This window comes from Citrobacter amalonaticus, assembly GCF_002918555.1.
Classification (GTDB): domain Bacteria; phylum Pseudomonadota; class Gammaproteobacteria; order Enterobacterales; family Enterobacteriaceae; genus Citrobacter_C; species Citrobacter_C amalonaticus_A.
On the sequence record NZ_PQMB01000002.1, the window covers coordinates 681045 to 704212 of the forward strand.

Sequence of the window (23168 nt, forward strand, 5' to 3'; positions counted from 1 at the left end):
CTTACTTGTACCTGATAGCCGGATTAATGACGGCATAGAGCATATCCACCACTAAGTTGATAAGAATAAATTCCAGAGAAAACAGCAGCACCTCAGCCTGAATGACCGGGTAATCTCGCATTTCCACGGAATCCACCAGTAGCCGTCCAAGTCCTGGCCAGTTAAAAACTTTCTCCACGACAATCGAGCCGCCCAGCAAAAAACCAAACTGCAACCCCATCATGGTCACCACCGGGATCATGGCGTTGCGTAGTCCGTGTTTAAGTACCACCCACGTTTCGCTGACTCCTTTCGCCCGAGCGGTCCGCATGTAATCTTCACCCAGCACATCGACAAACGAGGCGCGGGTGAAGCGCGCCATAACCGAAGCCACCGCCGCGCCCAGGGTGAGCGACGGCAGAATATAGTGCCGCCAGCTGTCTGCGCCAACGGTGGGCAACCAGCCCAGTTCAACAGAGAAGACCTGCATCAGCAGCATCCCCAGCGCAAAGGCCGGAAATGAAATGCCGGTAACCGCCAGGGTCATGCTTAATCTGTCCGGCCAGCGATTACGCCACACGGCGGCGACAATTCCGGCAGTCATGCCGAACAGTACCGCCCATATCATGCTGGCAAGGGTTAGCCACAGCGTAGGCATAAACCGGCTGGCTATCTCTTCAGATACCGGACGGCGCGAAACCATTGAGGTACCGAAGTCCCCCTGCAACACGTTAGTGAGGTAATGCCAGAATTGAACATGCAGAGGACGGTCAAGCCCCAGCTGCTGGCGCACCAGTTCTATGACCTGTGCATCGGCCTCCGGCCCGGCAATCAGCCGTGCCGGATCGCCGGGCAAGAGGTGCACAAACAAAAACACCAGCACCGCGATAATCAACAGGGTCGGAATTAACCCCAGCAGGCGCTTGAGAACATAATTAAGCATCAGACTCCCTGTACTGCTTATTTCAAATCCGCGTCTTCAAAGCTGAAGCCCGTATCCGGCATGATCCAGAACCCCGTCAATTTCTTACTGTGCGCCGAGACCAGTTTCTCAACCACCAGCGGGATCCACGGCGATTCTTTCCAGATGATATCCTGCGCCTCTTTGTACAGACGCGCTTTCTCTTGCGGATCGGTGGTTTTCAGCGCATCCGCAAGGAAGCTGTCCACCTGCGTATTGCTGTAGAAGGCGGTATTAAACAACGTTGGCGGCCAGTTCTGGGATGCAAACAGCGGCGACAGCGCCCAGTCGGCTTCACCAGTAGAAGCCGACCAGCCGGTGTAGAACATCCTGACCCCGCTCTCTTTTTGCCCTTTCCCTTCGACTTCCGACGCACGCTGCCCGGCGTCCATCGCCGTTACCTGCGCCTTGATCCCTACCTGCGCCAGCTGCTGCTGCGTAAACTGCAGCACTTTCTGCGCGGTGCTGTGGTTATGCGAGGACCACAGCGTGGTGCTGAAGCCGTTCGGATAACCGGCTTCCTTCAGCAACTCGCGCGCTTTCGCCGGATCGTATGGCCACGGCGTGTAACTTTGCGCATAAGCGATAGCCGGGGGAAGCACGCCGGTGGCTGGCGTCGCGTAACCCGCAAAGGCCACTTTAACCAGCGCCTGACGGTTTATCGCATAATTCAGCGCCTCACGCACCTTCGGGTTATCGAACGGTTTTTGTGTCACGTTCATGCTGATATAGCGCTGCATGATCGACGGGCTGGCCACCAGTTCCAGGTTGTTATTTTTCTCCAGCAGCGCGGCCTGTTCATAGGGGACGGGGAAAGCAAATTGCGCCTCGCCGGTTTGCAGCATGGCCGCACGCGTATTGTTATCTGCCACCGGACGCCAGGTAATGGTGTCCAGTTTCGGCAAACCTTGCTGCCAGTATCCGGCAAACTTTTTCACCTTCACAAAATCGGTCTGGTTCCACGTATCCAGCACATACGGTCCGGTCCCTACCGGATGAAAACCGATCTCTTTACCATACTTTTTCAGCGCGTCAGGGGAGATCATTGCCGTCGCGGGATGCGCCAGGATATTGATAAACGCTGAGAAAGGCTGCTTCAGCGTAATTTTGACCGTGGCCGGATCCACCACTTCGGTTTTAGCGATATTTTTGTACAGGTTATAGCGTTTGAGGTGATTTTCCGGGTTGCTGGCGCGATCGAGGTTGGCTTTCACCGCCGCCGCGTTAAACTCAGTGCCATCCTGGAACCTGACGCCCTGGCGCAATTTCAGGGTATACGTCAGGCCGTCATCAGAAACGGTATAACTCTGTGCCAGTACGTTCTGTAGCTTCATCTCTTTATCAAGCCCAAACAATCCCTGATAAAACGACTTTGCCACAGCCTGAGATAACGTATCGTTGGCATCGTAGGGATCGAGCGTCGTGAAATTAGAGCCTACCGCCACGACCACATCTTTGGCAGCAAATGCGGGAGATGCTGCCAGCGCTGAAGCGATGCTCAGCGCCAGAAGCCAGTTACGGGCTACACATGTTGTCATATTATTCTCCTGAACCCTGTCTGTTGTTGGTTATAAACGCGATAGCACATTTTCTGTCAGAGGACGTGCGACATAATGCCCCGGCCCTACCTGTTGCAGCGAAACCGGCGTCTGCTGCTCCCCACGCTTAAAGATGTTGCCGGGAAGATCGTCCGAGAGCAGCACGCGCTGCGGTCGGTGTCGGGAAGGATCGGCCACCGGTACCGCTGCCATCAGTTTACGGGTATACGGATGCTGTGGATTTTCGAACACCGCAGAACGCGGGCCAATCTCCACGATCTGACCGAGGTACATTACCGCCACGCGGTGGCTGATACGCTCCACCACCGCCATATCATGGGAAATAAACAGGTAGGCAATTCCCAGATCCCGTTGCAGATCGAGCAGCAAATTAATGATTTGCCCCCGGATAGATACATCCAGCGCGGAAACCGATTCATCCGCGACGATCACCTTCGGATTGAGCGCCAGCGCACGGGCAATGCAGATACGCTGACGCTGGCCGCCGGAAAACTCATGCGGATAGCGCCAGGCGTGTTCCGGGCGTAATCCCACCCGCTCCAGCAGCCATGCCACCCACACCGCCGCAGCATCCCCTTGCAATAACCCATGCACGCGCAGCGGCTCCATAATGGAGTACCCCACCGTCTGGCGCGGATCGAGCGACGCATACGGATCCTGAAAAATAAACTGAATATCACGACGTACCGGCTGTAATTTCCCGGCAGGCAGCGTATCAATACGCTGACCGTTAAAAATAATCTCGCCAGACTGTGATTCCACCAGCCGCAGCAGCGCACGTCCGGTCGTGGATTTCCCACTGCCAGACTCCCCCACCAGCGACAACGTCTCGCCGGGCCAGAGATCAAAACTGACGTTTTCTACCGCATGTACTTCGCGGGTGATACGGTTAAATACGCCGCTGCGTAATGGGAAGCGCGTCACCAGGTTGCGCACCTGCAAGATTGGCTCACCTTCTGCCACCGTATCCTGCTCCGTCTGTGACGCATCGTGTTGCAGCTCACTCAGCGGGAAGCGACGCAGCAGAAGATGTCCTTTCATCGCGCCCAGTTGCGGTACGGCAGACAATAACGCTTTGGTGTAGGGGTGTTTAGGTTCATGAAAGATCTGCTCAACGCTGCCGGTCTCAACCGCCTCGCCCTGGTACATCACCAGCACCCGGTCAGCAATGTCCGCCACCACGCCCATGTCGTGAGTGATGAAAATCACCCCCATCGACATCTCCTGTTGCAGCACGTTGATAAGCTGCAGGATCTGCGCCTGGATGGTGACGTCCAGCGCGGTCGTGGGTTCATCGGCAATCAGCACCGCCGGACGACATGACAGCGCCATCGCAATCATCACTCGCTGACGCATTCCGCCGGAGAGCTGATGCGGGTAGCGGGACAATATCGCTTTCGACTCAGGAATACGGACCTGATCGAGCATCCGCTTCGCCTCCGCCATCGCCTCCTCACGGCTGGCGCCCTGATGAAGCCGGATCGACTCAGCAATCTGCTCACCGATGGTAAACACCGGGTTGAGCGACGTCATCGGCTCCTGGAAGATCATCGCCATATCCGCACCCCGTACGCGCTGTAGCTGAGAGACGCTCTGTTCACCCAGCTCTATCACTTCGCGGTTGCGACGCCGAAGCAGCATCTGGTCGCAGTGTAGCTCGCCGCCCGCCTGCTCAATCAGCCGCATCAGCGCCAGCGCGGTAACCGATTTACCGGAGCCTGATTCACCGACAATCGCCAGCGTTTCCCCTCGTTTGAGACGAAACGACAGATGACGTACCGCCTCGACGCGCTGTTGTTCCTGCACAAAGGTAATATTCAGATTGTTAACCGCCAGAACATCGCCGACGTCAAGCTTGTCACTGTGTGGCAACGGTATCCCCTTTTTCCCGGTAGATCCCGGTGGTTGGCGTATCTCCGGCGTAGGCCCAGGCGCGATACATGCCTTCGCTATTAAATGGCAAAGCGACATTGCCTTCATGATCGACGGCAATGACGCCACCGCTTCCCCCCAGCGCCGGTAATTTCTCCATGACCACGCGCTCACAGGCGTCTGTCAGGCTCAGTCCACCGTAGTCCATCAACGCGGCAATATCGTACGCTGCCAGCGCACGAATAAACACTTCACCGGTCCCCGTACAGGAGACGGCAACGCTGGCGTTATTGGCGTAACAGCCTGCGCCCACCAAAGGACTATCGCCCACGCGTCCCGGTAATTTATTGGTCATGCCGCCGGTAGAGGTCGCTGCGGCAAGATTGCCAAATTTATCCAGTGCCACCGCGCCAACGGTGCCCATCTTTTTACTTTCATCCAGCGGAGTCCCGCCGTGATCGAGCACGGTCTCGCCGGTCGCACGTGCGGCGAGCAACTGTTCGTAACGTTCCGGCGTAGAAAAAAGTTCGGAGGAGACAAGCGTCATTCCCTGTGATTCAACAAATTTCTCCGCCCCGGAACCGATCATCATCACATGAGGACTTTTTTCCATCACCAGTCGAGCAGCCTGAACGGGATTACGGATGTGGCTGACACCCGCGACCGCCCCCGCTTTTAGCGTATTCCCATCCATCACACAGGCGTCAAGCTCGTGAGTTTCATCGCGGGTATACACCGCACCAATTCCGGCATTAAACAACGGACACTCTTCCAGCAGGCGCACCGATTCGGTCACCACATCCAGCGCACACGCGCCCGCCTCAAGCATTTTTTGTCCTGTTTCGACAATATCCGACAGCGCCTGTATGTAGCGTAATTCCTGCTCCTGGCTCATTTTCGCGCGGGTTATCGCACCTGCTCCGCCGTGAATCGCAATGACTGCTTTGCCCATTTTTTGCCGTCCATTAACGTGGCACAAACTTCTCTATAAATATCAGAAATGCCGTGAGTTATTGATTCGATTTTTGAATATAGAAAGATGCTGACGGCATGTAAAGGCCAGGCTCTAAGTCTGAGGTGGCATACAGTCTGCATCCATTTTCTGACATAATAGGCGGATTCGAATTTGCCCCGCTGGAGTGTTTTCATGGAATTTACCGCCGGACTGATGCCGCTTGAAACGGCACTTAACGAGATGCTTTCACGTATCTCCCCGCTTACCGCCGTTGAGACGCTGCCGCTGGTTCAGTGCTTTGGCCGCATTCTGGCCACCGACATCGTTTCCCCCATTGATGTGCCGGGATTTGATAACTCGGCAATGGATGGCTATGCGGTACGATTAGCCGATTTACAATCTGACCAGCCGCTTGCGGTGGCGGGTAAAGCCTTTGCCGGTCAGCCTTTCCATGGCGAGTGGCCTGCGGGAACCTGCATCCGTATTATGACCGGTGCCCCGGTGCCTGCTGGTTGTGACGCGGTGGTGATGCAGGAGCAAACGGAACAAGCTGGCGACGGTGTGCGTTTTACCGCCGAAGTCCGCCGCGGGCAAAATATTCGTCTGCGCGGTGAAGATATTGCAAACGGCGCGGTGGTGTTTCCCGCCGGGACTCGCCTGACAACCGCCGAGCTTCCCGTTCTGGCTTCGCTCGGTGTTGCCGATGCTTCCGTAGTGCGCAAAGTCCGCGTGGCGCTGTTCTCCACCGGTGATGAGCTGCAGTTGCCAGGTCAGCCGCTGGGAGACGGGCAGATTTATGACACTAACCGTCTGACCGTTCACCTGATGCTGCAGCAGTTGGGCTGCGAAGTGATCAACCTGGGGATTATTCGCGACGATCCCAACGCGCTGCGCGCCGCGTTTATCGAAGCCGACAGCCAGGCCGATGTCGTCATCAGCTCCGGCGGCGTTTCAGTAGGCGAAGCGGATTACACCAAAACGATTCTGGAAGAGCTGGGAGAAATTGCCTTCTGGAAGCTGGCCATCAAACCGGGCAAACCGTTCGCGTTTGGCAAACTGAGCAACAGCTGGTTTTGCGGTCTGCCGGGTAACCCAGTGTCTGCGGCCCTCACCTTTTATCAACTGGTACAACCGCTCCTGGCGAAACTCAGCGGCAACACCGCCTGTGGACTGCCGCCTCGCCAGCGCGTGCGCACCGCCTCACGCCTGAAGAAAACACCTGGCCGTCTGGATTTTCAGCGCGGTGTATTGCAGCGTACCGCAGAAGGCGAACTGGAAGTCACCACTACCGGACATCAGGGCTCGCATATTTTTAGCTCCTTTAGCCTGGGTAACTGTTTTATCGTGCTGGAGCGCGAGCGCGGTAACGTCGAAGCCGGAGAATGGGTTGAGGTCGAGCCGTTTAACGCACTGTTTGGAGGCCTGTAATGGCAGAACTCAGCGACCAGGAGATGATGCGCTATAACCGGCAAATCATTCTGCGCGGCTTCGATTTCGAAGGTCAGGAAGCGCTCAAGGAGGCGCGGGTACTGGTCGTTGGTGTGGGGGGGCTGGGATGCGCAGCAACTCAATACCTTGCAGCCGCTGGCGTCGGGCATTTAACCCTGCTCGACTTTGACACGGTCTCCGTGTCGAACCTCCAGCGCCAGACGCTGCACAGCGATGCCACCGTTGGACAGCCAAAAGTGCTGTCCGCCCGCGACGCACTGGCGCGGATTAACCCTTATATCGCCATTACGCCGATGAACGCGCTGCTGGACGAGAGCGAGATTCACGCGCTTATCGCCGAACACGATTTGGTGCTGGACTGTACGGATAACGTCAGCATCCGCAATCAGTTGAATGCCGGATGCTTCGCCGCCAGGATCCCGCTGGTTTCCGGTGCGGCAATTCGCATGGAAGGACAAATTACCGTATTTACCTACCAGGAAGGAGAGCCCTGCTACCGTTGCCTGAGCCGTCTGTTCGGTGAAAACGCCCTGACCTGCGTAGAGGCCGGAGTGATGGCCCCGCTGATCGGCGTGATCGGTTCGCTACAGGCAATGGAAGCCATTAAGCTGCTGGCTAACTACGGTAAACCGGCGTCCGGAAAAATCGTCATGTACGACGCCATGACCTGCCAGTTTCGCGAAATGAAGCTGATGCGCAATCCCACCTGTGAGGTCTGCGGGAGTTAGCAGAGAAATCGTCGGCACCGCACTATTGCCTGAGGGCGATGCTAATACCTCTTATCAGGCCTACAACAGCGCATTTTGTAGGCCGGATAAGGTGTCAGCCGCCATCCGGCAAAACAGACTTACAGAGAGGTGCGTCCAAATGCGCTCTGCCAGTCGTGCCCGAACTTCGCTACGGCGGCATCAACGGCCGGAGAGCTAATCAGCTGCTGTGCAACATCCAGCGGCAGCGTGATGGACTCGCAGCCTGCCAGCAGGCAATCCAGCGCCTGACGCGGCGTTTTGAAGCTGGCGGCTAATACTTTGGCGTGCGGGGCGTGCATTTTCAGTAAGTTTTGCAAATCAGTCACGGTCTGAATACCATCCCCCCCCTGCGCATCCACACGGTTAACATAAGGCGCAACGTACTCAGCCCCGGCTAACGCGGACAGCAACCCTTGCGCCGCCCCATAAACCGCCGTCCCAAGCGTCGGGATCCCTTCCGCTTTCAGCCGCTTAATCGCTGCCAGACCTTCTGCGGTCACCGGAACTTTCACCACGATATCAGGGATGATTGCCCGCAGCTTTCGCGCATCGCTGATCATTCCTTCGGCAGTCGTGGCCATCACCTGGGCGAACAAACGTCCCTGCCCGCCCATCGCCTCTTGCAGTGAAGGCAGTAGAATCTCCAGCGACTTTTTACCTGCCGCCACGATACTGGGGTTGGTGGTCACGCCCGCCAGGGGAAAAATACGCGCCAGCGCTTTTACTGCGTCAACATCAGACGTATCCAGATACAGTTCCATAAATCTTTCCTCAACTAAAAATTTTTTACGCCTCATCCTTCAGGCTGCCTCTTTGCTGGCTGCCTTCAAGCATCCCGGTCATTGCCGCCCCGATGCCCCTCGAAAAATTATGCGTAGTGCATGGATTGAAGACTATCACGGCAAAACCTCTCTGTTAGTTGACGCATGTCAATATAACTTTCATTCGAAAGTAATTTAATCTTTATACGAAAGAAAAGAGGCCGTTTATGATTTTCAATATTCAGCGCTATTCCACTCATGATGGTCCAGGTATCCGTACCGTAGTGTTCCTTAAAGGATGCTCCCTGGGCTGTCGCTGGTGCCAGAACCCGGAAAGCCGCGCCCGGACGCAGGATCTTCTGTACGATGCGCGTCTTTGCCTGGAAGACTGCACGCTGTGCGCCCAGGCGGTACCAGGCGTGATTGAGCGCGCACTGAATGGTCTGCTTATCCATCGCGAGAAAATCACCGATGAGAACCTTCTTGCGCTGACCGACTGCTGCCCTACCCAGGCGTTAACCGTCTGCGGCGAAATGAAAAGCGTGGAAGAGATCATGGCGACCGTTCTGCGCGACAAACCGTTTTACGATCGCAGCGGCGGCGGGATGACCCTTTCCGGCGGCGAGCCGTTTATGCAGCCGGAACTGGCGGCTGAACTGTTTAAAGCCAGCCATGATGCCGGTATTCACACCGCTGTCGAAACCTGTTTACACGTTCCCTGGAAGTATATTGAACCCTCCTTACCCCATGTTGATCTGTTTCTTGCCGATTTAAAGCATGTCGCCGATGCGCCGTTCAAACAGTGGACTGATGGCAGCGCCTCACGTGTGCTGGAGAATCTGAAAAAGCTCGCCGCGGCGGGTAAAAAAATGATTATTCGTGTGCCGCTGATCCAGGGCTTTAACGCCGACGAAGAGGCCGTCAAAGCCATTACCGATTTTGCCGCTGACGAACTTCACGTCAGCGAGATTCATTTTCTGCCCTACCACACGCTGGGCATGAACAAATATCACTTACTCAGTCAACCCTACAATGCGCCGGATAAACCACTGGATGCGCCTGCCTTGCTCGATTTTGCACAGCAGTACGCCAGCAATAAAGGTTTAACCGCGACTCTACGAGGATAATCTCATGACCATACTGAAACTGGATACGCTCAGCGACCGCATCAAGGCGCATAAAACCGCGCTGGTACACATTGTGAAACCCCCGGTGTGTACCGAGCGCGCACAGCACTACACCACGATGTATCAGCAGCATCTGGATAAGCCGATTCCGGTGCGTCGCGCCCTGGCGCTGGCGCATCACCTCGCGCAGCGCACTATCTGGATCAAGCATGACGAGCTGATTATCGGCAACCAGGCAAGCGAAGTCCGTGCCGCGCCGATCTTCCCGGAATACACCGTCTCGTGGATTGAAAAAGAGATCGACGACCTGGCGGATCGTCCAGGCGCGGGTTTTGCGGTCAGCGAAGAAAACAAACGCGTACTGCATGAAGTCTGCCCCTGGTGGCGCGGCCAGACCGTGCAGGATCGCTGCTACGGTATGTTTACCGATGAGCAAAAAGGTCTGCTGGAAACCGGGATTATCAAAGCTGAAGGCAATATGACCTCCGGTGACGCACACCTGGCGGTCAACTTCCCCTTGCTGCTGGAAAAAGGTATCGATGGTCTGCGCGATAAAGTGGCGGAACGTCGCTCGCGTATCAACCTGACCGTGCTTGACGATCTGCATGGCGATCAGTTCCTGAAAGCTATCGATATCGTGCTGGACGCCGTGAGCCTTCATATCAAACGTTTTGCCGGTCTGGCGCGTGAGATGGCAGCGAAAGAGCCGCGCGAAAGTCGCCGCAGCGAACTGCTGACCATGGCGGAAAACTGTGATGTCATCGCCCATCAGCCCCCGCAAACTTTCTGGCAGGCGCTACAGCTCTGCTATTTCATCCAGCTGATTCTGCAAATTGAATCCAACGGTCACTCCGTGTCATTTGGTCGTATGGATCAGTATCTCTATCCGTACTACCGTCGCGACGTCGAGCTGAACCAGACGCTGGATCGCGAACATGCCATTGAACTGCTGCACAGCTGCTGGCTGAAGTTGCTGGAAGTGAACAAAATCCGCTCAGGCTCTCACTCCAAAGCTTCTGCGGGCAGCCCGCTGTATCAGAACGTGACCATTGGTGGTCAAAATCTGCTTAACGGTCAGCCGATGGACGCCGTCAACCCGCTCTCCTACGCCATTCTGGAATCCTGCGGTCGTCTGCGCTCCACGCAGCCAAACCTGAGCGTGCGCTATCACGCCGGGATGAGTAATGATTTCCTGGATGCCTGCGTGCAGGTGATCCGCTGCGGCTTTGGAATGCCCGCGTTTAACAACGATGAAATCGTCATCCCGGAATTTATTAAGCTCGGTATTGAACCGCAGGATGCCTATGACTATGCGGCGATTGGCTGCATCGAAACCGCCGTTGGCGGCAAATGGGGCTACCGCTGTACCGGCATGAGCTTTATTAACTTCGCCCGCGTGATGCTGGCAGCGCTGGAAGGCGGTCGTGACGCCACCAGTGGGAAAGTGTTCCTGCCGCAGGAAAAAGCGCTCTCTGCCGGTAACTTCACCCACTTCGATGAAGTGATGGACGCCTGGGATGCGCAAATTCGCTACTACACGCGGAAATCGATCGAAATTGAGTATGTGGTCGATACCATGCTGGAAGAAAATGTTCACGATATTCTCTGCTCGGCGCTGGTGGATGATTGTATCGAACGCGCAAAAAGCATTAAGCAAGGCGGCGCAAAGTACGACTGGGTATCGGGTTTGCAGGTGGGTATTGCCAACCTCGGCAACAGCCTGGCGGCGGTGAAGAAACTGGTCTTTGAACAGGGGGCGATTGGGCAGCAACAGCTGGCGGCGGCGCTGGCGGATGATTTTGACGGTCTGACTCACGAGCAGTTGCGCCAGCGTCTGATCAACGGCGCGCCGAAGTACGGTAATGATGACGATACCGTCGATACGCTGCTGGCTCGTGCCTACCAGACCTACATTGACGAACTGAAGCAGTACCATAACCCGCGCTATGGCCGTGGCCCGGTTGGCGGCAATTACTACGCGGGCACCTCTTCTATCTCCGCAAACGTACCGTTTGGCGCGGCAACCATGGCAACGCCGGATGGCCGTAAAGCGCATACCCCACTGGCAGAAGGCGCCAGCCCGGCATCCGGAACGGATCATCTTGGTCCGACCGCGGTCATTGGGTCCGTGGGCAAGCTGCCTACCGGTTCAATTCTCGGCGGCGTGTTACTGAACCAGAAGCTGAACCCGACCACGCTGGAGAATGAATCCGACAAGCAGAAGCTGATGGTGCTGCTGCGTACCTTCTTTGAAGTACATAAAGGCTGGCACATTCAGTACAACATCGTCTCCCGTGAAACGCTGCTGGAAGCGAAAAAACACCCGGATCAGTATCGTGACCTGGTGGTGCGAGTGGCAGGTTACTCTGCCTTCTTCACCGCGCTTTCACCCGATGCGCAGGATGATATCATTGCGCGTACGGAACATATGCTGTAATCCCAAATGCCCGGTGGCGTTTCGCTCGCCGGGCATTCACGTTTCGAATGAAATAAATTTGTGCATTAGCTCACATTGTTATTAAAATGTTTCTGGTCGCAGTTTTGAGCCAGGAGCTATGTATGACCGTTAAAGTTATCGTCACCGATATGGACGGAACTTTTCTCAATGACGCCAAAAAGTACGATCACGCACGATTTATGGCGCAGTATCATGAACTGAAAAAAAGAGAGATTGAATTTGTCGTCGCCAGCGGTAATCAGTATTACCAGCTTATCTCCTTCTTCCCCGAGCTAAAAAACGAAATCTCCTTTGTTGCCGAAAATGGCGCATTGGTGTTTGAGCATGGCAAGCAACGCTTTCACGGTGAGCTTACCCGGCATGAATCACGCATCGTCATTGGCGAGTTGCTAAAAGATAAGCAGCTCAACTTTGTCGCCTGCGGTCTGAAAAGCGCTTATGTCAGCGAAAACGCCCCTGAATCCTTCGTGGCGCTGATGGCAAAGCATTATCACCGTCTCCTGCCGGTAAAGGATTATCACGATATTGATGATGTCCTGTTTAAATTCTCGCTAAATCTGCCGGACCAGCAGATCCCATTCGTTATCGACAAACTGCACGCGTCACTGGACGGCATTATGAAGCCGGTCACCAGTGGTTTTGGCTTTATTGACCTGATTATCCCGGGGCTGCACAAAGCGAACGGCATTAGTCGCCTGCTGAAAAGCTGGGATCTTTCGCCACAAAATGTGGTTGCTATAGGCGACAGCGGCAACGATGCAGAAATGCTGAAAATGGCGCGCTACTCCTTCGCCATGGCAAATGCGGCTGAGAACATCAAAGCGATTGCCCGTTACCAGACTGATGACAACAATCATCAGGGCGCGCTGAACGTGATTCAGGCGGTGCTCGACAATGCCCCGCCTTTTAACGTCTGATGATAACCGGAGCCCTGGCTCCGGTTTTTCGTGACCCTGGTTGGTCAGAAATTTGCTAACTCAGCGCGGGCATAAGCGTAAATAACGCCAGCGGCCAGATAGATAACGTTTTTTACCCATCGCCGTTGATTTTCCCTCTTGTGCGCAAAATCAATTTTTTAAACTTGCATTAACTTTTTCATAACTTATATTATCATTTGTAATGATAATTTGTTTCGAATGAAAGTTATGCGAGGTGGTTATGGCTTTTACCTTCACAAGCGACACATTGCCGGTCGATCACAAAGCGGCAATCCGCCAGATGAAAAAAGAACTGCGGGCACAGCCCGGAGACGTTCAGCAGGTTTTCAATCAGCTTAGCGACGCCATCGCGAGCCGCGTGGCTGAAATCAATGCTCTGAAATCACAAGGTGCGCCGGTCTGGCCTGAACTGGCGTATGCCGATATCAAAGACGGCACTATCACCGCACAACAGCAGGAACAGATTAAGCGTCGGGGATGCGCAGTGGTTAAAGGACACTTCCCTCGCGCACAGGCGCTGGCCTGGGATCAATCGATGCTTGATTACCTGGATCGCAACCATTTCGACGAGGTGTACAAGGGGCCGGGGGATAATTTTTTTGGCACATTAACGGCTTCACGCCCGGAGATTTACCCGATTTACTGGTCGCAGGCGCAAATGCAGGCTCGCCAGAGCGAAGAGATGGCTAACGTGCAGTCTTTTCTTAACCGCCTGTGGACCTTTGAAAGCGATGGCAGGCAGTGGTTTAACCCGGATATCAGCGTGATTTACCCGGACAGGATCCGCCGTCGCCCGCCGGGTACAACCTCGAAGGGTCTGGGCGCACATACCGACTCTGGCGCGCTGGAGCGCTGGCTGCTCCCTGCTTATCAGCGCGTTTTCGCGAATGTGTTTAATGGCAACCTGGCAAAATACGATCCGTGGCAGGCCGCCCACCGTACTGAAGTGGAAGAATACACGGTTGAGAACACGACCAAATGTTCAGTATTCCGGACCTTCCAGGGCTGGACAGCCCTGTCTGATATGCTGCCAGGCCAGGGATTACTGCATGTGGTGCCCATCCCGGAAGCGATGGCATATATCCTGCTACGCCCGTTACTTGATGATGTGCCGGAAGATGAACTGTGTGGCGTCTCGCCGGGCAGAGTCTTGCCGGTCTCTGAGAAATGGCATCCCTTGTTGATTGAGGCGCTCACCAGCATTCCGCAACTGGAAGCCGGAGACTCCGTCTGGTGGCATTGTGATGTGATTCACTCTGTCGCTCCGGTCGAAAATCAGCAGGGCTGGGGCAACGTGATGTATATTCCGGCGGCGCCAATGTGTGAAAAGAATCTGGCTTACGCGCACAAAGTCAAAGAGGCGCTGGAGAAAGGCGCATCGCCAGGGGATTTTCCGCGCGAAGATTATGAGACTCACTGGGAAGGACGTTTCACGCCCGCCGATCTGAACATTCACGGTAAGCGCGCGCTGGGAATGGAATAATGCAACCTGAACCGCACCTGTAGCGTGAAAGACGACAACCGTCCATTTTCCCTGAGTATTTCGTGTGACAGGCAGGCGGCAAACCGGTGAGTCCCCGGGAGCATATATCAGTAAATGACCGGGGTGAACAGGTGTAGCCAACACACCTGTAGCGTGAAAGACGACAACCATCCATTTTCCCTGAGTATTTCGCGTTACAGGCAGGCGGCAAACCGGTGAGTCCCCGGGAGCTTACATCTGTAAGTGACCGGGGTGAACAGGTGCAGCCAACACACCTGTAACGTGAAAGACGACAACCATCCATTTTCCCTAAGTATTTCGTGTGACAGGCAGGCGGCAAACCGGTGAGCCCCGGGAGCTTACATCAGTAAGTGACCGGGGTGAACAGGTGCAGCCAACACACCTGTAACGTGAAAGACGACGGGAAAATTATTCGATACCTTTACTGCGCAGATAATCTTCGTAATTACCGCTGAAGTCCACCACGCGTTCCGGGGTGATTTCCAGCACGCGAGTTGCCAGCGAGCTTACAAACTCACGGTCGTGAGAAACGAAAATCAGGGTGCCCTGATACATTTCCAGCGCCATGTTCAGTGATTCGATCGATTCCATATCCAGGTGGTTAGTCGGTTCGTCCATTACCAGAATGTTCGGTTTCTGCATCATCAGTTTACCAAACAACATACGACCCTTTTCACCACCGGAGAGCACTTTCGCCGGTTTTTTAATATCGTCCTGGCTGAACAACAGGCGTCCAAGAATACTGCGTACCGCCTGCTCGTCGTCGCCTTCCTGTTTCCACTGACTCATCCATTCGAATACCGTTAAGTCATTTTCGAATTCATATTCGTGATCCTGCGCGTAATAGCCAATACGCGCATTCTCTGACCATTTCACGGTACCGCTGTCTGCTTCCAGATCGCCCACCAGCGTTTTCAGCAGCGTGGACTTACCCACGCCGTTGGTCCCCAGTACCGCGAGCTTTTCGCCCACTTCCAGCAGCAGGTTAACGCCTTTAAACAGCGGGCCGTTATCAAAGCCTTTTGCGAGCGCTTCCACTTCCAGCGCGTTGCGGAACAGTTTCTTGTCCTGTTCAAAACGGATGAACGGGTTCTGACGACTGGAGGCTTTCACCTCATCGAGCTTAATTTTATCAATCTGACGGGCACGGGAGGTTGCCTGACGAGATTTCGAAGCGTTAGCGCTAAAGCGGCTGACGAAGGATTGCAGGTCTGCAATCTGCGCTTTTTTCTTGGCGTTATCGGCCAGCAGACGCTCACGCGCCTGAGTGGCCGCAGTCATATATTCATCGTAGTTACCGGGGTAAATACGCAGCTCGCCGTAATCCAGATCCGCCATGTGCGTACAGACCATGTTCAGGAAGTGACGGTCGTGCGAAATAATGATCATGGTGCTGTCACGTTCGTTAAGCACCTGCTCCAGCCAGCGGATGGTATCAATGTCCAGGTTGTTGGTCGGTTCGTCGAGCAGCAGAATATCCGGATTGGAAAACAGCGCCTGCGCCAGCAGCACACGCAGCTTCCAGCCGGGTGCCACTTCACTCATCGGACCGTAATGTTGCTCAACGGGAATGCCGACACCGAGTAACAGTTCACCCGCGCGCGCCTCCGCAGAATAACCATCCATTTCGCCGTATTTGACCTCAAGATCGGCCACTTTATAGCCGTCTTCCTCGCTCATTTCCGGCAGCGAATAAATACGGTCACGCTCCTGCTTTACTTCCCACAGTTCACCATGTCCCATAATTACGGTGTCGAGTACGGTGAACGCTTCAAACGCAAACTGATCCTGGCGCAGCTTACCGATGCGCTCGTTGGGATCGAGAGAAACGTTGCCCAGCGTCGGCTCCAGGTCGCCGCCGAGAATTTTCATAAAGGTGGATTTACCGCTACCGTTCGCGCCAATCAGGCCGTAACGGTTGCCGCCGCCAAATTTGACGGAAATATTTTCGAACAGCGGCTTACTGCCGAACTGCATGGTGACGTTGCTGGAAACTAACACGGGGTTATATCCTGAAAAATGAGAATGAGAAGTGTGATAAACCAGACATTATGCCAGCAAACGCAAAAGTTTTCACGCCTGCGATAAAATCCTCTCCAGCCGCTATGATATGGTTGAATTTCAGTGCGGTAAGCATGACAACGCAAGAGGATATCCATGACAGCTCAGCCACACCATCCCGCATTCCTGGCGCTCCAGGGAGGAATTAACTTTCGTGACCTGGGAGGCCAGCGTACGGCAGAGGGGCGCCGTATCCGTCAGGGCAAGTTATTACGTTCCGGCGCGCTGCATCAGATGACGGCCGACGATCTGGGACAACTTGGCGAGATCCCACTCAGTCGGGTACTTGATTATCGCGATCCAACGGAAGCCAGTCACCGCCCCGATCGCCTGAGTGCCGGGGCGCATTATCTCAACGCGCCAGCCAATCCGGTTGTCAGCGACGTCAATGCGAAAGTGACCGAGTTTAGTGCCGCCATGCTCGATACACTCGATGGCGAGAAATTTATGCTGGAGCTTTATCGCCAGTTACCGTTTAACAACGCCGCCTATCGCCAGCTCTCACAGTGGTTAACGGAGCCGTTCGACGGTGCACTTTTGCAACACTGTGCCGTAGGTAAAGACCGTACCGGCATCGGCTGCGCGCTGACGCTGTTTGCGCTGGGCTGCGACAGCGACACCGTCATGGAAGAGTACCTGTTAACCCATGGAATGCTGGCGCAGACAGAAGACGAAATACTAAACTGGTTAGGCGACAGCCTGAGCGCGCGTGGACGGAAAAACCTGTCAGCAATACTGGCGGTACGCGAATCTTATTTAGCCGAAGCGCTTCGCGCAATTCATCAGCGCTATCATCATATTGATACCTGGCTGGAGCAGGAATATCAGCTAACCCCGCAAGTGCGTGCCAGTATACAGTCGCGTCTGCTGACGGAGTGATATTGCATCAGATATCGCAGAGGCAGGCGGTAAAACGAGAAAGGACGAAAATGGCAAAAAAACGTGATTTCGTACACATCTGAATTCCCTGTTACCCGGAATGCACATATAATGCGCTTCCAACACGACAGAATTCTCAACCCAATAGCCTGCCTGGCACTGAATCTCGCATACATGAACATGAATATGAAATTAACAACGTTTTTCGCAGCGGCTCTCGCTGTAGTTGGCTTTTGCAGCACCGCCTCAGCGGTGACGTACCCCCTGCCGACCGATGGCAGCCGCGTTATTGGTCAGAATCAGGTGATTACGATCCCGGAAGGCAACACCCAGCCGCTGGAATATTTCGCTGCGGAATATCAGATGGGCCTTTCCAACATGCTGGAAGCCAACCCCGGCGTGGATACCTTCCTGCCGAAGGGGGGCACCGTGTTGAACATCCCTCAGCAGCTGATCCTGCCGGATACCGTTCATGAGGGGATCGTTATCAACAGCGCGGAAATGCGTCTCTACTACTACCCGAAAGGCACTAATACCGTCATCGTCCTGCCGATTGGGATTGGTCAGTTAGGCAAAGATACGCCCATCAACTGGACCACCAAAGTAGAACGTAAGAAAGCAGGCCCAACCTGGACGCCAACCGCGAAAATGCACGCCGAATATCGTGCAGCCGGTGAGCCGCTGCCAGCCGTTGTCCCGGCAGGTCCGGACAACCCGATGGGGCTGTATGCACTGTATATCGGTCGTCTGTATGCAATTCACGGTACCAATGCCAACTTTGGTATTGGCCTGCGCGTCAGCCACGGCTGTGTGCGTCTGCGTAACGAAGACATCAAGTTCCTGTTTGAAAACGTCCCTGTCGGCACCCGCGTACAGTTTATTGATGAGCCGGTGAAAGCGACCACCGAGCCAGACGGCAGCCGTTATATTGAAGTTCACAATCCGCTGTCCACCACTGAAGCCCAGTTCGAAGGCGGTGAGATCGTACCGATTACGCTGAACAAGAGCATTCAAAGCGTCACCAACGAGCCGGACGTCGATCAGTCCGTGGTTGAGCAGGCGGTTCAAAACCGTTCCGGTATGCCGGTTCGCCTGAACTAAGCCAATCCAGAGACGAAAAAGGCGGATGAATCATCCGCCTTTTTTATGAGCCCCTGATGGCGCAACATTTTACAGGCCGGATAAGGCGCTCGCGCCGCCATCAGGCAAACCACATTCAGGCACACACGCGTAACAACCCATATCCCACTACGGCAGCCCACACCAGCATCGGGAGCGAATATCCGTGAAAACGCCACCAGATACGCCGATCGTTCGCCATCCTCAGCGCAATCAGATTTGCCAGGGAACCGGGTAATAAACCAAAACCGCCAACGTTCACCGCCCATGCCAGCAGCATCGAGGGGGGGACGTAATTAAGCAGCAGAATCGTCGCGGGAACGTTGCTGATAAACTGTGACAGGCCAATCGCCGTCAGCCACAGTCCCGGCTCTGATAAAGTAGTGACGTGTCCCAATACCCCCTGTAACGCCGGAAGCTGGGTGAGTAAATGGACATCGATAAACATCGCCATAAACACCAGCAACAGCGTCCAGTCAACGCTCAGCACCACCCGTCGCGCCAGCACGATAAAACCGGTGGCAATAATTACCAGCCCCCAGAGTTCCTGTTTCAGCTCCAGAGCCGTCAGAAAGACGATATAAAACCCCAGGCAACCCCACACCAGTCGCGGCCGCCAGTCCGGCATTTGTGTTCCCGCATGGTGCTGCAACGTCTTATTGGGAAAACTGAACCAGCACAGCGCCAACAGCGTAGCCATCATAACCGCCGCCAGAGGCCCCATCTGCCCGATAAACGCGGCAAACGACTGTCCGGAACGCCCCCAGAGTAAAATATTTTGCGGATTACCAATCGGCGTAAGCAGCGAACCGGCGTTGACGGCAAGCGCTTCAAAAATGATCAGTCGGTTAACCGGAATGGCGCACAATTTTTTGAGGGTGATCGTCAGCGGTACGACAATAAACAGCGCCACATCGTTAGTCAGGAAGGTCGAGAGCAGCGCCGCAGCCAGCACCATAAACATCGCCAGCCGACGCTCAGTGGCAAAGCGGCGGGTCATCTTACGCCCCAGCACGTCAAAATAACCGCTCATCTCAACGCCTTTAGTAAGCAGCATCAGGCCGCTGAGAGTGATAATGGTGTGCCAGTCGATGGCTTTGGGCCAGGTCTGTGGGGCAAAAGGAACGCAAAAGCTTAACCCTGTCCCCACAACCAGCAATAACTGAAAAAAACGATCGCGCTTTAGCGCACGCAGCCACGGGAGATTCATTCAGCGGACGTTCCGTGCTTTTGCGTGAACAGACGGAAAGCCTCCAGCGTTTCCTGGCTCACATGATGTTCCATCCCTTCCGCATCCCGACGCGCGATCTCCGCACTGACGCCCAGCACCAGCAAAAAATTTTCCACTATTTGATGCCGTTCACGGCTCTCCTGCGCCAGCTTCTCGCCTTCCGGCGTTAAAAAGACGCCGCGCCATGGGATCATCTCAATTAATCCAACCGAGGCCAGGCGCTTCAGCATCTTAGCCACCGTCGGCTGAGAGACGCCCAGACGTGCGGCCATATCCACCTGCCGCGCTTCCCCGACCTCGATAATGAGATCGGAAATTAGCTCAACATAGTCGTCGATCAGTTCACGACGATGCGCTTCCCTGACCTGACGAAACCCTTCAACGTGTTCCTCAACGTTCACTAACTGCGTCACTTTTTTTGTTATTGGCGTACCTGCGCGACGACTCATTCTGCTTCCTCATTCCTGTGACGCGTTAATTGCATCTAATTGGAGAGCGCTCATTGTAAACCAGAGTTGCCCAGGCACAAAAAAATAACATTTTAGCAATAGCTATATAATATAGCCTGTGCTATATCTGTATGTAATGCAGGCATCCCTCACGGATCGACGGGATCGGAAAGTCAGGAGGTTTATATGAACGAATTTAAGAGGTGTATACGCGTGTTTAGCCACTCTCCCTTTCAGGTACGGTTAATGCTGCTCTCAATGCTGTGCGATATGTTCAACGGTAAATCCGGGCAGGATAACCCCTCAGATAACTAATGCGGCGTCGCGGTACGCCGCTTCATTTTTCTGTCACATTCGGCAGCTACGCTTGCTGAACACGTAAAATCCCTTCTCTTTTTGCTGTTTTTGCTAACCCCTTCGCAAAACATTTTCTCTCTGCTAGTTGACCTGAACATAAGCGCGCTCTATCTTCTTGCAGCCCTGCACATTTGCGGCTCGCAGATGCGGACCCTATCCCCTCTTCACGCACGCTCAGCAGGTAATGGCCCTTGACGCCAGGGTGAGCACATGGCGTTTTCGCGATAGTGGTATATGAATTTAACCCTTAAAGACACGCTTATTGCCCGCAGCCGGGCTATCAGTCCGTGGACAGGCTTGTACTTTTTACAGTCATTGCTGATAAACCTTGCGTTGGGCTATCCCTTAAGCCTGCTGTATACCGCCGCATTTACCTGTATTTTGCTGCTGCTCTGGCGCACCTCGCCACACGTGCAAAAGGCGTTTATTGGCGTCTGCTCGCTTATTGCGGCAATGTACTTCCCGTTTGGTCAGGCCTACGGTGCCCCCAATTTCAACACCCTGCTGGCACTGCACTCCACCAATATGGAAGAGTCCACGGAAATCCTGACTATTTTTCCGTGGTATAGCTATCTGGTCGGTCTTTTTATTTTTGCACTTGGCGTCATTGCCGTTCGGCGTAAGAAAGAGGCACCGAAGAGATGCTGGAATACGCTCGACAGCCTGTGCCTGCTGTTCAGCGCGGTCACCTTTTTTGTTGCGCCAGTTCAGAATCTGGCGTGGGGCGGCGTCTTTAAACTTAAAGATACGGGTTACCCCGTTTTCCGCTTCGCTAAAGACATAATCGTCAATAACAACGAAGTGATTGACGAACAGAATCGCATGGCAAAACTGTCGAGCGTGAAAGATACCTGGACGGTGACGGCAGTGAAGCCTAAATATCACACCTACGTCGTTGTGATTGGTGAGAGCGCGCGGCGTGATGCGCTGGGCGCATTCGGCGGTCATTGGGACAACACCCCGTTCGCAAGTCACGTGAATGGTTATCTGTTTACCGACTATATTGCCGCCAGCGGGTCAACGCAAAAATCGCTCGGCTTAACGCTCAACCGCGTGGTGGATAACAAGCCGCAGTATCAGGATAACTTTGTCACGTTAGCCAATCGCGCCGGTTTCCAGACATGGTGGTTTTCAAACCAGGGACAAATTGGCGAATATGATACCGCTATTGCCAGTATCGCGAAGCGTGCCGACGAGGTGCAGTTTCTGAAAAGCGGCGACTTTGAAGCGGATAAAAATACTCAGGATGAGGCGCTGTTGAAAATGACGGCTCAGGTTCTTGAGACGGGGCGAACACAGCCCCAGCTTATCGTGCTGCATTTAATGGGTTCTCATCCCCAGGCCTGCGATCGCACCAAAGGCAAATACGAAACGTTTGTACAGTCAAAAGAGACCTCCTGCTACCTGTACACGATGACCCAAACGGACGACCTGCTGCGTAAACTGTACGATCAGCTACGCAACAGCGGTGACAGTTTCTCTCTGGTCTACTTCTCGGACCACGGTCTGGCCTTTAAAGAACGTGGGAAAGAGGTGCAATATCTGGCCCATGACGACCAGTTCCAGCAAAACTTCCAGGTGCCGTTTATGGTGCTCTCCAGCGATGATAAAGCGCATCGGCTAATTAAAGCCCGCCGCTCGGCAAATGATTTTCTCGACTTTTTTTCACAATGGACGGGGATCAGCACAAAAGAGATCAAGACCCAATACCGCTTTATCTCTGAGCAGAAGGCCGGGCAGGTCTATATCACCAACTTTAAATTACAGAAAGTGGACTACAACCATCTGGGTAACGACTTTTTCCTGACCCAATAAGCGTAACTGCCTGCGCCGGATGGCGGCATAAATGCTTTATATGGTCTACAATACCGACAGATTTGAGGCAAAAAAAATCCGCCCCGTAAGGCGGATTTTTCATATCACCGAAGTGATTAGAAGCGGTAACCAACACCCGCGATCCAGGTGCCAACGTCAACGCTACGAATACGGCTCTGCTCATAAGAGAAGTCCAGAGCAACATTTTCGATTGGGTTGAACTGCAGACCAGCACCGTAAGAGAAACCGTAGTCGCTGGTGTCATCTTTATAAGTCGGATAGTTGGTGCTCTGGAATTTACCGTAGCCAACACCGACTACACCGTAGATGCTTGCCCAGTCGTTCAGACGGAAAGCCGGACCTGCGGTGATGCCGTAGTACTGAGATTTGTTGTAATCGCCGCCACTGTTAGTACGATCTTTTTCAGTGTAAGTGAAGGAACCAATTACGCCCAGCGGGTTGTTATCCTGCTCATAACGATACTTCAGGTTGAAACCGTTCATTTTGTTCGCTACGCCCTGAGCGTCGCTCTGAGCATAACCACCGGTTACAGTAGAAGTAGCTGCTACAGCAGTACCTGCGGAGATAGCCAGAACAGCGGCCAGTGCTGAAAGACATGCAATTTTTTTCATAACCACCTCAAATGTGCTTCTAAAAAGTCCTAAGATTTAAATATATCAAAAATTAATGAGAAACTCTTTGCGATTTGCGATGTCTAACGGGGTCTTTCATGTAACAGAACGTTTCCAGAACCCGTTATCTCTTTCAATTAACACCACTTTTTCCGATATTTGCACCATTAATACGCACAAACATCGGTACATTCATCCAGATAATTCCTAATCACATAGCTTATTAATCCATCAATATTTCGCTATTTTACGGATTTCTGGAAACTTTTTTTCAACCAACACTCAACCGCTCAGGGATATTTCCATTACACTG

Annotated in this window: 20 protein-coding genes; 10 read left to right on the top strand and 10 right to left on the bottom strand. The window is 54.0% G+C overall.

Annotated elements, in window-relative coordinates:
* Position 1 precedes the first annotated feature (1 nt).
* The 4 genes from gsiC to iaaA are packed head-to-tail and all read right to left on the bottom strand — an operon-like array spanning position 2 to position 5323.
* On the bottom strand, positions 2–922 hold the full coding sequence (gene gsiC, locus C3432_RS08745) for a glutathione ABC transporter permease GsiC (protein ID WP_103776229.1): 921 nt from the start codon (positions 920–922) through the stop codon (positions 2–4).
* A gap of 17 nt (positions 923–939) precedes the next feature.
* A complete protein-coding gene (gsiB, locus tag C3432_RS08750; RefSeq protein ID WP_103776230.1) occupies positions 940–2478 on the bottom strand; it encodes a glutathione ABC transporter substrate-binding protein GsiB in 1539 nt (512 codons plus the stop codon).
* Positions 2479–2508: 30 nt separating this feature from the next.
* Complete coding sequence (gsiA, locus tag C3432_RS08755; protein WP_103776231.1) at positions 2509–4371, bottom strand: glutathione ABC transporter ATP-binding protein GsiA; 1863 nt, start codon at positions 4369–4371, stop codon at positions 2509–2511.
* Positions 4358–5323: a beta-aspartyl-peptidase gene (gene iaaA, locus C3432_RS08760; protein ID WP_103776232.1), complete on the bottom strand. Its 966-nt coding sequence runs from the start codon at positions 5321–5323 to the stop codon at positions 4358–4360. The genes gsiA and iaaA overlap by 14 nt, the downstream gene beginning before the upstream one ends.
* A gap of 195 nt (positions 5324–5518) precedes the next feature.
* On the opposite strand from iaaA, the gene moeA reads away from it, so the two are divergent.
* Together moeA and moeB are read left to right on the top strand one after the other, a co-directional pair.
* Positions 5519–6754 (top strand): molybdopterin molybdotransferase MoeA, encoded by a 1236-nt coding sequence (gene moeA / locus C3432_RS08770; protein WP_103776234.1) that lies wholly within the window; start codon positions 5519–5521, stop codon positions 6752–6754.
* On the top strand, positions 6754–7503 hold the full coding sequence (moeB, locus tag C3432_RS08775; protein ID WP_103776235.1) for a molybdopterin-synthase adenylyltransferase MoeB: 750 nt from the start codon (positions 6754–6756) through the stop codon (positions 7501–7503). Before moeA ends, moeB begins: the two co-directional genes overlap by 1 nt.
* Before the next feature lie 119 nt (positions 7504–7622).
* Here moeB and fsa read toward each other — a convergent pair whose 3' ends face one another.
* Positions 7623–8285, bottom strand: coding sequence for a fructose-6-phosphate aldolase (fsa, locus tag C3432_RS08780; RefSeq protein ID WP_103776236.1), 663 nt, complete (start codon positions 8283–8285; stop codon positions 7623–7625).
* A gap of 227 nt (positions 8286–8512) precedes the next feature.
* Here fsa and C3432_RS08785 point away from each other — a divergent pair, with 227 nt between their 5' ends.
* From C3432_RS08785 to C3432_RS08800, 4 genes are all read left to right on the top strand, one after another.
* The gene (locus C3432_RS08785; RefSeq protein WP_103776237.1) at positions 8513–9412 is read left to right on the top strand and encodes a glycyl-radical enzyme activating protein; all 900 of its coding nucleotides are present in this window, start codon (positions 8513–8515) and stop codon (positions 9410–9412) included.
* A gap of 4 nt (positions 9413–9416) precedes the next feature.
* Complete coding sequence (locus tag C3432_RS08790; RefSeq protein ID WP_103776238.1) at positions 9417–11849, top strand: glycyl radical protein; 2433 nt, start codon at positions 9417–9419, stop codon at positions 11847–11849.
* 122 nt (positions 11850–11971) lie between these two features.
* On the top strand, positions 11972–12787 hold the full coding sequence (locus C3432_RS08795; protein WP_103776239.1) for a Cof-type HAD-IIB family hydrolase: 816 nt from the start codon (positions 11972–11974) through the stop codon (positions 12785–12787).
* Between the two features lie 241 nt (positions 12788–13028).
* On the top strand, positions 13029–14291 hold the full coding sequence (locus tag C3432_RS08800) for a DUF1479 domain-containing protein (RefSeq protein ID WP_103776240.1): 1263 nt from the start codon (positions 13029–13031) through the stop codon (positions 14289–14291).
* A 429-nt stretch (positions 14292–14720) separates the two neighbouring features.
* On the opposite strand, the gene C3432_RS08810 is transcribed toward C3432_RS08800, so the two are convergent.
* Complete coding sequence (locus tag C3432_RS08810; RefSeq protein WP_103776241.1) at positions 14721–16313, bottom strand: ABC-F family ATPase; 1593 nt, start codon at positions 16311–16313, stop codon at positions 14721–14723.
* A 156-nt stretch (positions 16314–16469) separates the two neighbouring features.
* On the opposite strand from C3432_RS08810, the gene C3432_RS08815 reads away from it, so the two are divergent.
* A complete protein-coding gene (locus C3432_RS08815; protein WP_103776242.1) occupies positions 16470–17252 on the top strand; it encodes a tyrosine-protein phosphatase in 783 nt (260 codons plus the stop codon).
* Positions 17253–17432: 180 nt separating this feature from the next.
* On the top strand, positions 17433–18353 hold the full coding sequence (gene ldtB / locus C3432_RS08820) for a L,D-transpeptidase (RefSeq protein WP_103776947.1): 921 nt from the start codon (positions 17433–17435) through the stop codon (positions 18351–18353).
* A gap of 115 nt (positions 18354–18468) precedes the next feature.
* On the opposite strand, the gene C3432_RS08825 is transcribed toward ldtB, so the two are convergent.
* Positions 18469–19581: an anion transporter gene (locus C3432_RS08825; protein ID WP_103776243.1), complete on the bottom strand. Its 1113-nt coding sequence runs from the start codon at positions 19579–19581 to the stop codon at positions 18469–18471.
* Entirely contained in the window at positions 19578–20051 is a 474-nt protein-coding gene (mntR, locus tag C3432_RS08830) for a manganese-binding transcriptional regulator MntR (protein ID WP_103776244.1), read from the bottom strand. The genes C3432_RS08825 and mntR overlap by 4 nt, the downstream gene beginning before the upstream one ends.
* Before the next feature lie 186 nt (positions 20052–20237).
* Here mntR and mntS point away from each other — a divergent pair, with 186 nt between their 5' ends.
* Both mntS and C3432_RS08840 read left to right on the top strand, forming a co-directional pair.
* Complete coding sequence (mntS, locus tag C3432_RS08835; protein ID WP_103776245.1) at positions 20238–20366, top strand: manganase accumulation protein MntS; 129 nt, start codon at positions 20238–20240, stop codon at positions 20364–20366.
* 276 nt (positions 20367–20642) lie between these two features.
* Positions 20643–22223 carry a phosphoethanolamine transferase gene (locus tag C3432_RS08840; protein WP_103776246.1) on the top strand — a complete coding sequence of 527 codons (1581 nt, stop codon included), beginning with the start codon at positions 20643–20645 and terminating at the stop codon, positions 22221–22223.
* Positions 22224–22339: 116 nt separating this feature from the next.
* On the opposite strand, the gene ompX is transcribed toward C3432_RS08840, so the two are convergent.
* Positions 22340–22855 (bottom strand): outer membrane protein OmpX, encoded by a 516-nt coding sequence (ompX, locus tag C3432_RS08850; RefSeq protein WP_103776248.1) that lies wholly within the window; start codon positions 22853–22855, stop codon positions 22340–22342.
* 52 nt (positions 22856–22907) lie between these two features.
* Positions 22908–22973 (bottom strand): hypothetical protein, encoded by a 66-nt coding sequence (locus C3432_RS27430; protein ID WP_146050912.1) that lies wholly within the window; start codon positions 22971–22973, stop codon positions 22908–22910.
* Between the last annotated feature and the right edge of the window lie 195 nt (positions 22974–23168).